The organism is Streptomyces sp. NPDC013187 (assembly GCF_042899705.1).
In the GTDB taxonomy this organism is placed as follows: Bacteria; Actinomycetota; Actinomycetes; order Streptomycetales; family Streptomycetaceae; genus Streptomyces; species Streptomyces hawaiiensis_A.
The window spans coordinates 235,928-249,667 of record NZ_JBIBAF010000002.1 but is presented as its reverse complement, the minus strand read 5'-3'; the positions used below and the strand labels follow the sequence as shown (position 1 = coordinate 249,667).

Genomic DNA, 13,740 nt, shown 5'->3' with positions numbered 1-13,740 from the left:
CTACACCCACGTCCGGGGGCGGTAACGATTGGCACGTTCCACCAGGTCGATCCTCTCCTCGCCGCCCCGCGCCAGCCGGGCCAGCGTGCGGTACGTGCGTTCCAGGCCGAAACGCAGGCCCCGCTCGTCCAGGCCGCTGCCGAGCAGCGTCCGTCCTCCGGCGGCGGGAGGGGCGGAACCCTGGCCCCCGGAGAGTACCCAGTCCAGCGCACAACCGAGGACTTCGGCCGACAACTGCTCGCGCCGCGCCGGATCAAGACCGTACGCCTCCAGCGCCTCGACCTGCGCGGCGGCCGCCGTCAGATCACCCAGGAACGCCGCGTCGGCGGCGGTCGCCGTGCGCTGTCGCAGCCGCGCCCGGACGGCCGCGACCCGCGCCGCCGTGTAGTGGATGGAGGACTCCGGCACCGACTCCAGGGTGCGTACGGCGCCACGCCGGTCCCCGGTCGCCAGCTGGACGCGAGCCAGACCGAACGCTGCGCTCACATGGCTCGGGTCGGTCGACCACACCAGCCGGTAGTACTCGGCGGCGTTGTCGAGCTGGCCCAGCACCTCCGCGCACAGGCCCAGCGCCAGCTTGGGCGCGATCTCACCCGGGAAGGCGTCGTAGATCGCGTCGAAGGCGAGGGCGGCGCCCTCGTCGTCGCCCGTCACCAGCGCGGCCAGGCCCCGGTACCAGACCACCCGCCAGTCGTCGGGCCGCTCACCCTCCAGCGAGACCAGCGCCTGCAAGGCCGCGGCCGGATCGCCGGTCTCCAGCCAGGCCCGGATCTGCCTGAGCCGCGTCTCGATGGACGGGGCCGGGGCGGCCGCCAGGGCGCCGAGCAGCTCGCCCGGCGCCGAGGTCATCAGACCGGCCAGGAAACCGGCGTTGGGGTCGGTCGGTTCGACACGCGGGACGGGCAGGGCGAACGCGGCGGCGGGGGTGTCGACGGGCTTGACGAGGCTGTGCGCGGGCCCGGGCCGCTGCGGACCGGGCAAGGCGGCGGCAGCGCCGGCACGAGCCCGGGCGCGCGGCACCCGGGCCCCCAGGCGGGACACCTCGCCGTCCAGTCTCGGGAACAACTCCGTGTCCGTGACCCGCAGTTCCGGACCGAAGAGCGTGGACACGGCGGGGCGGGCGCGGCCCGTCTGGAGGGAGACGACCTCCCGCAGGACGCCCGTCAGCTGCTCGGTCATCTCCTGCGCGGAGGCGAACCGGCGCGCCGGGTCGGGGTCCGTGGCCCGGACCAGGAGCCGGTAGAACGACTCGTACTGCCGGAACACCTCGATGTGGTCCGGGTCGGGCAGGGAGTCGGCGTAGACGTTCGTGTAGCCCTGGAAGTCGAAGGTCATGACCGCGAGGGTGCGGGCGACGGTGTAGAGGTCGCTCGCCACCGACGGGCCCGCCTCGGCCACCTCGGGGGCCTGGTAGCCGACCGTGCCGTAGATGGCCGACTCCTCGTCGTCCATCCTGCGCACCGCGCCCATGTCGATCAGCTTGAGCTGGTCTTCGGTCTGGATCGCGTTGTCGACCTTGAAGTCGCAGTACAGCAGGTTCCGGCTGTGCAGGTGCCCGAGCGCCTCCAGCGCCTCGATGCCGTAGGCGCAGGCCTGCTCCACCGGCAGCGGGTCGCGTCTGCCCTGCGCGGTGCGGCGGGCGTTGGCGATCTCCTTGAGGGACTTGCCGCCGACGTACTCCATGACGATGTAGCCGTCGAGCGAACCCGTGCGCTGGTCCAGGTGCTCCACGAAGTTGTAGATCCGCACGATGTTGGCGTGCTCGATCTCCGCGAGGAAGCGCCGCTCGGAGATCGCCGCGGCCATCGCGTCCTGGTCGCCCGTGTCCAGCAGGCCCTTCAGGACCACCCACCGGTCGGACACCGCCCGGTCGACGGCGAGGTAGATCCAGCCGAGCCCGCCGTGCGCCAGGCAGCCGACCACCTCGTACTGGCCGTGCACGACGTCCAGGGCCTTCAGCTTCGGCACGAACGAGTACGGGTGGCCGCACTTGGTGCAGAAGCCCTCCGTACGGCCCGGCCGGTCGCCGCGTGCCCGGCCCACCGGGGCGCCGCAGTCGGAGCGCGAGCAGAACCGCTTCCGCTCGGGCACCTCCGGGTTGTCCAGGACCATCTCGCGCGGGTCGGGCCGCGGGATCGGCGGCACCTGCACAAGACCCGCGCCCAGCCGTCCCCGGGACCCGGAACCGGCGCTCGAGCCGGAGCTGCGCACCGACACCGAGCGGCCCGTCGACGTGCCCGACAGGGACCGCGAAAGACGCCCCGACACCGAGCGGCGGGACTTCGACGACTGGGACGACGTCCTCGAACTGCGGCCGGTGGAGCGGGAACTGCCGCTGCCGGCGGACCCACGGGAGCCGCTCCCGGCGGTGATGCCGGTGGGAGGCGAACCGACCATGCCGTCCCCGGAGGGGGGACCCACGGCCGCGACGACCGGAGCCAGACCGCAGGTGTCGCAGTACAGTTCACCGCCGCCCACGTCCTCGTACGCGCCCTCGCAGCCGGGGCGCTGACAAGCTCGTGGCGGCGCGCCGGCCGGCTCGTGCGGTGCCTGACTCATGGACTCCCCCTCGTCGCTCATGCGCCCGGTCCCCTCCGGTCGTCCTCCGGCACGCCCTGCTCCGGCGGCCGCGGGCCCCCGCCCAGCAGGTCCGCGGCCGCGTGCTGGAAGCGCAGCACCGCCTGCTCGGCGGCGCGCAGGTCGCAGGGGGCGCTCCACAGCATGCGGCGCGCCTTCTCGTACCGCTCCACCAGCAGCGTGTCCTCGGCGAAGCCGTGCCGGGCGACCTTCGCCTTGTAGGCGTCGAGACGGCCGCGCAGCTCGGCGCGGACCGCCAGCGGGGCGGTGACCGCCGTCAACGACTCGCGGGCGCGCAGCAGTTCGTCCTCGGCCTTCTGCTCCAGGGACTCCAGCAGCGGGGACAGCCGGTGCCACTGCGCCTGCCTGCGGTACTCGGCCGCCGCCGCCAGCTGCTCCTGCAGCACGGTCGGCGGCCCGCTGACCACCGGCACCTCGGTCGCCGCGATCTTCGCGAGGACCTCGCCGCGTGCCGTGCGCGCCTCGGCGAGGGTGCGGTCCGCGCGGCTGAGGAGGTCCCGTAGCCGCACGATCCGCTTCTCGGCGTCCTGACGGACCGTCAGTACGGCGTCGATCTCACGGCGTACGTCCTCCAGGGCGCGGGCCTCGCGGTCGTACACCGTCGTGTCCGGTCTGCCGCCGCCCGGCGCCGAACTGCCCTCCGCGGCCAGCCAGAACGCCAGCGGGTCCGAGACCACCTGCTCGCGCAGCTTGGTCAGTACCCGCGTGATGCGCTCCAGGTCGTCACCGGCCGGGTGCTCGCCGGGGCGCACGCCGACCGAGTGCGCGAGCCGGCGGGTGCGCTGGAGTTCGGCCGCGAGCAGGTCTATCCGGGCCGGCAGCGCCGACCAGACCACGTCCGCGGCGATCACCATGTCCAGACTCGCCGCGTACAGCTCGTTCATCCGGTCGACGAGGCCGCTGAGCGAGTGGCGTTCGCTCAGTCTGGTCGGACCGGAGTGCAGCGTCGGGGCGTTGGCCGTCGCCGTGGCGCTGCCCGCGACGGTGACCGAGTCGCCGTTCAGGAGCTCCGTCAGCTCCACCAGGTCCTCGCGGCTGGACCAGCGGCGGCGGGCCCGGATGTCGCGGGCGGAGCGCAGCGCGTCGGTGTACGCGTCGAAGTAGGTCCACAGCAGCGTGATCGACGCCTCCGTGGACGTCCAGCGCTCCTGGGTGACGCCGGTGAGCTCGGCGCCCTCCAGGAGTCTGCGGCCCGCGTGGTCCTGCAGGGCGAGGAGCGAGGTCTCGATCGCCTCGTGCTCCGCGCCGAGCCGCGCCAGCGCACGGTCCACCTCGTCCCGGTCCATCACCGGCCCGGTGGGTCCCGTGGCGCCCATCGATCACCTCTCGCTGCGGTAGTGCCCGTCGGGGCGTTCTCGGTCGTGGTCCGGCTGTGTGCCGGTCGTCAGCTCGTGCGGAGGTACTGCGGTGCCGGTGGTTCCGAGTTCTTCGCATCCTTGCCCAAAGTCGCCGACAGCCATCGGTCGTACGAGGCCTGCCAGCCGTTCGCGGTGTCCTTGCGATAGTCGACCAGGATCTGGTTGACCCGGCGTACCAGATCGTCCGCGTCCTTCTTCATCGCCACGCCGTAGTACTCGGCAGTGAAGGCGTCGCCCTTGAGCTCGACCGTCGGATCCTGTGCCGCCTGGCTCGCCGCGAGAGCGCCGTCGGTGATCACGGCGTCGACCTCGCCGAGCTGGAGCCGCACCAGACAGTCGAGTTGGTTCGGCACCGCGATCGACATGTCGGTGTCGGCGGGCAGTTCGCCGGCCTTCTTGTCCGCCTCCAGCGTGGAGTAGGCCGTGGAGCCGGCCGCGGTGCAGACCTTGCGGCCCGCGAGCGTGTCGTCGTAGCCCTTGACGGGCGAGGACTTCGGGGCCAGGACCTGCTGGCCCGTCTTGAAGTAGGGCGCGGAGAAGGCCACGTCGGGGATGCGGTCGCAGTTGATCGTCATCGTACGGACGACCATGTCCACGCTGCCGTTCTGGATCGCCGGGATGCGCTGGTTGGTCGGGATCGCCTTGAACTGGACGGCGTCCGGGTCGCCGAGGATGTCCTCGGCGATGCGGTGGACCAGGTCGATGTCGAAGCCTTCGAGCTCCGCGGTCTTGCCGCTGTTGGGGTTGCGGTAGCCCCACCGGTAGCTGTTCTGGTCGACGCCGACGATCAGTTTGCGCTTCCCGCCCTCGCGGTCCTTGATCTTCCGGATGGTGTCGCCGTCGGCGGAGGAAGGGGAGAGGGTCTGCTTCTCGGGGGCCTCGCAGTCCTCCTCCGCCTTGGTCACGGCGGTACGGGTGGTCGCGGTGGTGTTCTGGGCCGACGTGGTGGTCGTGGTGAGCGGCAGGCAGAGGGCCACCAGCGCCACCAGGGCGCAGACGACTGCCATCGCGGTCACTCCGCCCCAGCCCCTGAGCCTGTCTCGCACGGTCGTTCCTCCCTTCGCCTCCGGCCCGTTCATCGGTACTCCGACAGCCTGCGGCCGATGCCCAGGACCGCGCCCGCGGCGCCCAGCACCGCCAGTACGGCCACGCCCGCCGGCATGCCGGTCAGCGCGTCACGGCCGTCGCCCGCCGCGCGCTTGAACTCCGTCTCCTCGTGCGCGAGTGCCCTGCGCAGGTTCTCGTCGACACTGTCGAAGCACTCGCCGGTCGCGCCCTCGGTGCCGATGACCCGTTCCAGCGCCTGCTGGTAGTTGCCGTTCTCGTCCTGGTGGCGAGCCGCGGTGTGGCGCTTCTTCCACTCCCGCATGTTGCCCATGGCTGCGGTGACGGGGCGCTCGCCCGAGGCGTCGTCGGCGAGCTTCTCGGCTGCCGCCAGATACCCGGCCAGGTCCTTGATGTCCGTGCCGAAGTCGTAGTCGTAGGCGTCGTACGTCCTTTCGCCGACCTTCTTCGTCTCCGCGCCGCGGGCCACCAGGGTGAGGTTCTCGTTGCCCCGGGCCTTGAGGGAGGCGATGCGCGCGTCGTGCAGCACGTTCAGGGAGCGGACGCCGTGGTCGAACGAGTCGTTCAGGCCCGCGCGGGCGAGGGTGTGGCCGACGACCAGCCAGAGGAGGACGACCGTGGCGGTGGCGGTGGCGGCCACCAGGCCGTGATTCAGGACCCGGTTCGTCCGCTGGTAGTTGCGGTGCTGGGCCCAGGCGAGGGCCGCCAGGGCGGCGACGCCGAGGGCGATGGCCGCCCAGGGGTAGGGCGTGGCGGCCGCGTAGTCCGCGCTGAGGCGCTGGTTCTCCTTCTTGTAGAGGTCCTCCGCCGCCGGGAGCATCTGCTCCTGCATCTTCTCGTTGGCGTAGCGGAGGTAGGCGCCGCCGACGGGGAAGCCCTGCCGGTTGTACGTACGGGCGCGCTCCACCAGGCCCTTGTACTCCGGGAGGAGTCGGTTGAGCTTGGCGATCGTCGCCGTGGAGGGGGAGCCGGGGTCGGCGTTCGCGGCGGCGTTGACGAGCTTCTCCGCAGCCGTGCGGATGTCCCGCTCGTAGCGGTCGCGGGTGGCGGCCGACTCCTGACCGCCGGCGAGGAAGCCGCTGGACGCGGCGGTGTTGGCGTCCGCGAGGGAGCGGTAGATGTCGGCGGCGTCCGAGCTGAGGGGCTGGCTGCGGGTGAGGACGTCGTCGGCGGCGGCCGCGCGGTCGGTCATCTGCCAGGCGGTGACGGCACCGAAGGCGATGACGAGGAGGGCCAGCAGGGCGCCGATGACGCGCAGGCGGCCGGGCTCGGTGGTGGCGGCGGAGCGGAGCTGGTCGAGGCCCTCGGCGAACGCGGTGCGGCGGGGGCCCGTCGGAGGTGCCGGGGGCGTCGGAGCTTTTCCGGGCGGTCGGGCGGGGGGCGCTGCCTGTGCCGGGACCGCCGGCAGGACGGGCAGGCCCTTGCCCGGTGGTGGCGGGCTGCTCTTCGGCGTGTGCGTCACTGTGACCTCCCCCATGGTCATCCGTCGCCGCAAGTATCGCTGCCGGGACCGACATCCGCACCGGCCTTGCCCCGATCTTGATCGGATCGCAGCGTGGCGCGCGCCCCCTCGCACCACCCCTTGTCCAGGAACACGTACGGGGGGTTGGTTCGGTTCCCGTGGGGTGGTGCGGGGTGCTGGGGGGTGGTGCGGGGGTGGTGGGGGTGCGCGTCCTCTCGCCTGTCGCCGGGTGTGGGTCGGGGCCGCGCCGGGGGTGTCCGTCCTCGGAACGGCGCGATGGACCCCTATACCGACTGACTGTTCGTCGACGCGCCAACCGCTGCGGGCGGACACCCCCCGACACGTCCCCCTCTCGCCGTACGCGGGTGCGGGAGCGTCGTGGGGGTCGCGTTTCTACGCGCCGTAGTACGACCGCAGCCTCTCCTGCGCTCCCTCCTTCGGCCCGACCTCGTCCAGTCCCAGCAGTGCCGCGCCCAGGACCGGGCTGGACGTGACCACCTGTGGGACCGCCTTGGGGGCGCGGTCGGTCAGCAAGTGCTCGATGTGCCCGTTCAGTTGGGCGTGCCGGGCCGCGAGGACGCCGCCGCCGAGGAGGACCGGTGCCGGCTCGTCCAGGAGGTCCAGCCGGGTCAGGGCGACCACCGCCATGGAGACCACCTCTTCGGCCTGGCGCTCGACGATCGTCCGGGCGATCGGATCTCCGCCGGCGGCCGTCGCGAAGAGGACCGGGGTCAGTTCGTGGCGGCGCGGCGTCGGGATGTGCTCCAGGTGGAGCGCTTCGACGAGGGCGTGCACGGACGGCAGGCCGAAGTGGGCGGGGAGCGTGCGGGCCAGGGCGGTGGGGGCGCCGCGGCCGTCCTCCGCCCGCGACGCGTGCCACAGGGCCTCCTCGGACAGGCCCCAGCCGCCGCCCCAGTCGCCGGAGACGCGGCCGAGGGCCGGGAAGCGGGCCGTGCGGCCGTCGGGGCGCATGCCCACGCAGTTGATGCCGGCGCCGCAGACGACCGCCACGCCCCGGGGTTCGGTGACTCCGGCCCGCAGGATGGCGAAGGTGTCGTTGCGGACCGCCACCGTTTCACCCCAGGCGCGTGCCCGCAGCGCCGCGGTCAGGCGCTCCTCCTCGACGGGGAAGTCGGCGTTGGCGAGGCAGGCCGAGACGTGGGTGACCGAGGTGAGTTCCGAGGCGGTGAGGGCCCGCGTCACCGTTTCGGCGAGGGCGTCCATCGCCGTGTCGACCCCCACGGCCGGGGGACGGAAGCCGCCTCCGCGTGCCGTGGCGAGGACGTCCCCGTCCGCAGTGACGATCGCGACGTCCGTCTTGCTGTTGCCCGCGTCGATGGCGAGGACTCGTGCGGTCAGGCCCACGCGAGGTGCTCCCGGTTGTGTGCGATCAGCCGGTCGGTGAGCGTCTCGGCGTACGCGTACTGGCCGATGAGGGGGTGGGAGAGGAGGGCGCGGAAGACGCGGTCCCTGCCGCCGTGCAGGGCGGCCTGGAGGGCCAGGTCCTCGTAGGCCGTGACGTGGGCCATCAGACCCGCGTGGAGCGGGTTCACGGGCTGGACGGGGAGCGGTGACGCGCCCTCGGCCCCTACCGCCGCCTGGACCTCGATCACCGCGTCGTCGGGGAGGAAGGGGAGCGTGCCCCGGTTGTACGTGTTCACCACCTGGTACGGCGAGCCGCCGCCGCCCAGCAGGGCCGCCGCCAGGTCCACCGCCGCCTCCGAGTAGAAGGCACCGCCCCGCTCGGCGAGCAGCTCCGGCTTCTCGTCCAGGGCCGGATCGGCGTACATCGCGAGCAATCGGCGTTCCATCGCCGCCACTTCGGCCGCGCGGGACGGCTTCGTCCGGAGTTCCCCGACCACCTCGTCGTGCGCGTAGTAGTAGCGCAGGTAGTAGGACGGGACCACGCCCAGGGTGTCCAGCAGGGGGCGGGGCAGGCGGAGGCCGGCCGCGATCGTGTCGCCGTGCTCGCCCAGCAGTTTCGGCAGGACGTCCTCGCCCTCCGGGCCGCCGAGGCGTACGGCCGTCTCCCAGGTGAGGTGGTTCAGGCCCACGTGGTCGAGGTGGATCCCGGAAGGCTCCGTGGCCAGCAGGGCCGCGAACTTGCGCTGGAGGCCGATCGCCACGTTGCACAGGCCCACCGCCTTGTGGCCCGCCTGGAGAAGGGCCCGGGTCACGATGCCGACCGGGTTCGTGAAGTCGATGATCCAGGCGTGGGGGTTGGTGCGGCGGACTCGGTCCGCGATGTCGAGGACGACCGGGACGGTGCGCAGGGCCTTGGCCAGGCCGCCGGCGCCGGTGGTCTCCTGGCCCACGCAGCCGCATTCCAGGGGCCAGGTCTCGTCCTGTTCGCGGGCCGCCTGTCCGCCCACGCGGAGCTGGAGGAGGACCGCGTCCGCGCCGTCCACCGCCTCGTCGAGGTCGCTGGTCGTTGTGACGCGGGCCGCGTGGTCCTGGCGGGCGAGGATGCGCCGTGCCAGGCCACCGACCAGGTCGAGGCGGTCCTGGGCGGGGTCCATCAGGACCAGTTCCTCTACGGGCAGGGTGTCCCTCAGACGGGCGAAGCCGTCCACGAGTTCGGGGGTGTAGGTCGAGCCTCCGCCGACCACGGTGAGTTTCATACGTGTCTAACCCTTTACTCCGGTGAGCGTGACACCCTCGACGAACGCCTTCTGGGCGAGGAAGAACACGAGGATCACGGGGGCCATGACCAGCACGGTGGCGGCCATGGTGAGGTTCCAGTCGGTGTGGTGGGCGCCCTTGAACGACTCCAGGCCGTAGGAGAGCGTCCAGGCACCCGGGTTCTCCGAGGCGTAGATCTGCGGGCCGAAGTAGTCGTTCCACGCGTAGAAGAACTGGAAGAGCGCCACTGCGGCTATGCCCGGTCTGGCCATCGGGAGAACGACCTTGAGGAGGGTGCGCAGGTCGCCGCAGCCGTCGACCCTCGCCGCGTCCAGGTACTCGTCGGGGATCGTGGTGAGGAACTGGCGCAGCAGGAAGATCGAGAACGCGTCGCCGAACGCCATGGGGATGATCAGCGGCCAGAGCGAGCCGGACAGGTCCAGTTGCTTCGCCCAGAACAGGTACATCGGGATGACGACCACCTGCGGCGGCAGCATCATCATCGAGATGACCAGCATCAGGGCCGGACTGCGGCCCCGGAAACGGAACTTGGCCAGGGCGTAGGCCACGGGGATCGAGGAGACGACCGTGAGGACCGTGCCCAGGCCCGCGTAGATCAAGGTGTTCTTCCACCAGGTCAGGAAGCCGGGGGTGGCGAAGACCTTCGCGTAGTTGCCCCACTCCCAGGTGCGCGGGATCAGGTCCCGGCTGAGCGCCTGGCTGTCGCTCATGAGGGAGGTGAGGAAGACGAACACGAAGGGGAGCGTGAAGAAGAGGGCCGCCGCGATGCCGAGGGAGTGGACCGCGATCCACTCCAGCAGCGCCCTGCGGTGGGCCGTGCGTTCCGCCGGCGAGGGGGGTGTCTTCAGCTCCAGGGGCCTGTCGAGTACCTGCGTCATCGTTCACCTGCCTGGATCAGGCCGCCCCTGCGGCGCATCAGAAGGGCCGTGAAGGCCATGGAGAGGGCGAAGAGCACCAGGGCGACCACGCAGGCCGAGCCGTAGTCGAAGCGCTGGAAGCCCAGGTTGTAGACGAGCTGGGGGAGGGTGAGGGTCGACTTGTCGGGGTAGCCGGGCTCGAACAGCGTTCCGGCGCCCTGGATCACGCCCGAGGCGACCTTTCCGGCGATCAGCGGCTGGGTGTAGTACTGCATCGTCTGTATCACTCCCGTGACGACCGCGAACACGACGATCGGCGAGATGTTCGGGAGGGTGACGTAGCGGAAGCGCTGCCAGGGGCTCGCGCCGTCCAGTTCGGCCGCCTCGTACTGCTCCTTCGGCACGTCGAGCAGGGCCGCCATGAAGATGACCATCAGGTCGCCGATGCCCCACAGGGCCAGGAGGGTCAGGGCCGGTTTCGACCAGGTGGGGTCGTTGAACCAGCCGGGGGTGGGGAGTCCGGCCTTCTCCAGGACCGAGTTGACCGGGCCGGTACCGGGGTTGAGGAGGAACGCGAAGGCCATCGTGGCCGCGACGGGTGGGGCCAGGTAGGGCAGGTAGAAGAGGGTGCGGAAGACGCCCGTGGCCGTCTTGATCCTGGTGATGAGCAGGCCCACGCCCAGGCCGAAGGCGACCCGGAGCGTGACCATGACGACGACCAGCCACAGGGTGTTGCGCAGGGCGGGCCAGAAGAGGGGGTAGTGCTCGAAGACGTAACTCCAGTTCTGCGTGCCGCTCCACACGGGCGGCTTGAAGCCGTCGTAGTGCATGAAGGAGAAGTAGACGGTGGAGAGCAGGGGGTAGGCGAAGAAGACCGTGAAGCCGATCAGCCAGGGGGAGAGGAAGGCGAGGGTGCGCAGGGTCGAGCGGCGGTGTTTCGCCCGCAGGGTGTGGGTGCTCATGGCTTACTTCGCCTGCGCGATGTCCGTGTCGATCTGCCGAGCGGCTTCCTGAAGGCCCTTCTTCAGGTCGGTCGCCTTGCCGCTCTCGTAGTCGTAGCCGAACTGCTGGATCGTGGTGAGGTAGACACCGCCGTTGACGGAGGCGGGGGCCGTGGTGGAGTCCGGGTTCGCGGCGATCTCCAGGAACGTCTTGAAGCGCGGGTCGTACTTCAGCTTCGGGGACTTCAGGGCCGCCAGCGTCGAGGGCACGTTGTGGATGGCGTTGGAGAAGTTCACCACCGCGTCCGTGTTCGTGGTGATGTACTTCACCAGCTCCCAGGCCGCGTTCTGCTTCCTGCTGGTCGCCGCGATACCGGCGACGGTGCCGGTGATGTAGCCCTTGCCGTACTGGTCGGCCCGGTCGTCGGGGACGGGCAGCGGGGCGACGCCGATGTCGAACTTCGGCTTGGTGGCGAGGGCCATGCCCAGGCGCCACTCGCCGTCGAGCTGCATGGCCACTTGGCCGGTGTGGAACGGGTGCTTGGGGCCCCACTCGTCGCCGAGCCGGGAGCGGTAGGTCTCCAGCTTCCGGTAGCCGCCGAGTTCGTCCACCAGCTTCTTCTGGACCGTGAACGCCTCGGCGAAAGCGGGGTCCTTCGCGACGTTGGACTTGCCGTTCTTGTCGAAGTACGTGGGGGAGAACTGGCCGAGGTAGTGCTCGGTGGTGGTTTCCCAGCCGTGGTAGTTCGGCATGAAGCCGAGCTGCTTGTACGAGTCGCCCTGGGGGATCGTCAGTTTCTTGGCGACCCGCTCGAACTCCGGCCAGGTCTTCGGCGGGGCGGTGATGCCGGCCCTCTTGAACGCCGTCTTGTTGTAGTAGAGGCCGTAGGCGTCACCGAGGAGGGGGACCGCGCAGCGGTTGCCCTCGAACCGGGTGTACTCGTTCATGGCCTTCGGGAAGGTCTTCCGCGGGTCGATGCCCGACTTCTCGAAGAAGGGGTCGAGGTCCACCAGTGCGCCCGAGGAGCAGAACTTGCCGACGCTGTTCGTGGTGAACGACGAGATCACGTCCGGGGCCTTGGCGCCGCCGGTGCGCAGGGCCTGGTTCATCTTGTCGTCCGTCATGTTGCCGACGACATCGACGTGGATGTCGGGGTGCGCCTTCTGGAATCCGGCGACCAGGTCCTTGACGGCCTTCACCTCCGACGGCGCGCTCCAGGCGTGCCAGAAGGTGACGGTCGTCTCCTTGGAGGCGTCGTCGCTCGCGCCGGCCTCCGGCTGGCCGGTGCAGGACGTGGCGAGGAGGGCGACGGAGGCGGAGGCGGCGAGAGCGATGGTGTTTTTTCTCGATATTTCGGGCATGGCAGGGCTCCCTGAGGCACGGGGGAAGAGGAGAGGAAGGGAATCGCGGGAGGGGGGTGGCGTGAGGGGTGCAGCCTGAGGTGGCTCAGCGGGAGGTGTCGAAGACCTCGTCGCGGGTGGTCGCGAGCGCGCTCTCCAGCGCGCCGCGCAGCACGGGGTGTTCACGGACGTCGCCCACGACCAGGCGCGGGCGGGACGCGGCCAGCTCTTCCAGTTCGGCCTGGACGAGGGCGCGCAGCGGCTCGCCGCCCGCGGTGAGGACGGCTCCGCTCAGCACGACGAGCTCGGGGTCGAGGACCGAGACCAGCGAGGCCAGACCGGTGGCCAGCCGGGTCGCGTAGGTCCGCAGGAGCTGCCGGTGGGCGTCGTCGCCGGCCTGTGCCGCGCGGGCCACCAGGTGGGCGGCGGCCTCGGCGTACGGCCCGGGCGGGACGTCCTCGATGCCGAGTTCACGGGCCAGGCGCGGGACGGCCTGGGAGCCGGCCAGCTCCTGGTAGCCGCCGCTGTTGGCCTTGGTCACCTGGCGGACCAGGGGTGTGCCCGGCACCGGAAGGAAGCCGACCTCGCCGGCGCCGCCGGTCCAGCCGCGGTGCAGCCGGCCGCCGAGGACCAGGGCGGCGCCCAGACCCTCCTGGTTCCACAGCAGCACGAAGTCCGCGTGGCCCCGGGCCGCCCCGAGGCGCTGCTCGGCGAGCGCGACCAGATTGACGTCGTTCTCGTACTCGAACGGCATCGGCAGAGCGGCGGCGAGCTCGTCCAGCAGGGTGGGGGAGTGCCAGCCGGGGAGGTGGGAGGCGTAGCGCAGCCGGCCCGTGGTGGGGTCGAAGGCGCCGGGGGTGCCGATGACGAGGCGGTGGATGTCGTCCCGGGCGAGACCGGCCGCCTTCACCGCGCCGTCCAGGGCGTCGGTGACCTGCTGGACGACCGGGGTGCCGGTGCGCCTGCCGGGGGTGGGCAGCTCGTGGCGGCCGACCGTGCGGCCGGTGATGTCGGCGACCGCGGCGAGGATCCGCTGGGGGGTGACGTCGAGTCCGGCGGCGTATCCGGCCGCCGGGTTGACCTCGTAGAGCTGGGCGCTCGGGCCGGGCCGGCCTTCGGTGGTGCCGGTGGCCAGGACGAGGCCCGCCGCCTCCAGACGGGCCAGGAGCTGGGAGGCGGTCGGCTTGGACAGGCCGGTGAGCTTGCCGATCCGGGTACGGGACAGCGGTCCGTGCTCCAGCAGCAGGTCCAGGGCGGCCCGGTCGTTCATGGCGCGCAGGACGCGTGGGGTGCCCGGCGTGCCGGCGGTTCCTGCCATGCGTGTCCACACCTGCCCTTCGGCTGCTCAGCTTCTCAGTGATCAGGCGGGGAAGTCCATCGGGAGGCCGCTCCCCGGGATCACTGTTAGGAAAGTTTCCTATCGGTGGGAGGAAGGTAGGCCCGGTGCCACGCGGGCGTCAATAGAGGACGGCCTG

10 protein-coding genes are annotated in these 13,740 nt (G+C 71.4%); all 10 read right to left on the bottom strand.

Translation table 11 applies throughout. From position 1 onward, the window contains the following. The 10 genes from ACFY5B_RS04260 to ACFY5B_RS04215 all read right to left on the bottom strand — a co-directional run bounded on the left by ACFY5B_RS04260 (window position 1) and on the right by ACFY5B_RS04215 (window position 13,583). The gene (locus tag ACFY5B_RS04260) at window positions 1-2,559 is read right to left on the bottom strand and encodes a tetratricopeptide repeat protein (protein ID WP_389965137.1); all 2,559 of its coding nucleotides are present in this window, start codon (window positions 2,557-2,559) and stop codon (window positions 1-3) included. 17 nt (window positions 2,560-2,576) lie between these two features. After that, window positions 2,577-3,914 (bottom strand): hypothetical protein, encoded by a 1,338-nt coding sequence (locus ACFY5B_RS04255; RefSeq protein WP_389964252.1) that lies wholly within the window; start codon window positions 3,912-3,914, stop codon window positions 2,577-2,579. A 68-nt stretch (window positions 3,915-3,982) separates the two neighbouring features. Next, on the bottom strand, window positions 3,983-5,035 hold the full coding sequence (locus tag ACFY5B_RS04250; protein ID WP_389964250.1) for a glutamate ABC transporter substrate-binding protein: 1,053 nt from the start codon (window positions 5,033-5,035) through the stop codon (window positions 3,983-3,985). Further along, window positions 5,032-6,483: a hypothetical protein gene (locus ACFY5B_RS04245; RefSeq protein ID WP_389964247.1), complete on the bottom strand. Its 1,452-nt coding sequence runs from the start codon at window positions 6,481-6,483 to the stop codon at window positions 5,032-5,034. The genes ACFY5B_RS04250 and ACFY5B_RS04245 overlap by 4 nt, the downstream gene beginning before the upstream one ends. A gap of 393 nt (window positions 6,484-6,876) precedes the next feature. Continuing rightward, a complete protein-coding gene (locus ACFY5B_RS04240) occupies window positions 6,877-7,848 on the bottom strand; it encodes an N-acetylglucosamine kinase (RefSeq protein ID WP_389964244.1) in 972 nt (323 codons plus the stop codon). Further along, window positions 7,839-9,104: a 6-phospho-beta-glucosidase gene (locus ACFY5B_RS04235; protein ID WP_389964241.1), complete on the bottom strand. Its 1,266-nt coding sequence runs from the start codon at window positions 9,102-9,104 to the stop codon at window positions 7,839-7,841. Before ACFY5B_RS04235 ends, ACFY5B_RS04240 begins: the two co-directional genes overlap by 10 nt. Before the next feature lie 6 nt (window positions 9,105-9,110). Further along, on the bottom strand, window positions 9,111-10,004 hold the full coding sequence (locus ACFY5B_RS04230; RefSeq protein WP_389964238.1) for a carbohydrate ABC transporter permease: 894 nt from the start codon (window positions 10,002-10,004) through the stop codon (window positions 9,111-9,113). Next, complete coding sequence (locus tag ACFY5B_RS04225) at window positions 10,001-10,945, bottom strand: carbohydrate ABC transporter permease (RefSeq protein WP_389964235.1); 945 nt, start codon at window positions 10,943-10,945, stop codon at window positions 10,001-10,003. Before ACFY5B_RS04225 ends, ACFY5B_RS04230 begins: the two co-directional genes overlap by 4 nt. A 3-nt stretch (window positions 10,946-10,948) precedes the next feature. Continuing rightward, entirely contained in the window at window positions 10,949-12,286 is a 1,338-nt protein-coding gene (locus ACFY5B_RS04220; RefSeq protein ID WP_389964233.1) for an ABC transporter substrate-binding protein, read from the bottom strand. A gap of 85 nt (window positions 12,287-12,371) precedes the next feature. Further along, window positions 12,372-13,583, bottom strand: coding sequence for an ROK family protein (locus ACFY5B_RS04215; RefSeq protein WP_389964230.1), 1,212 nt, complete (start codon window positions 13,581-13,583; stop codon window positions 12,372-12,374). Window positions 13,584-13,740: the final 157 nt, after the last annotated feature.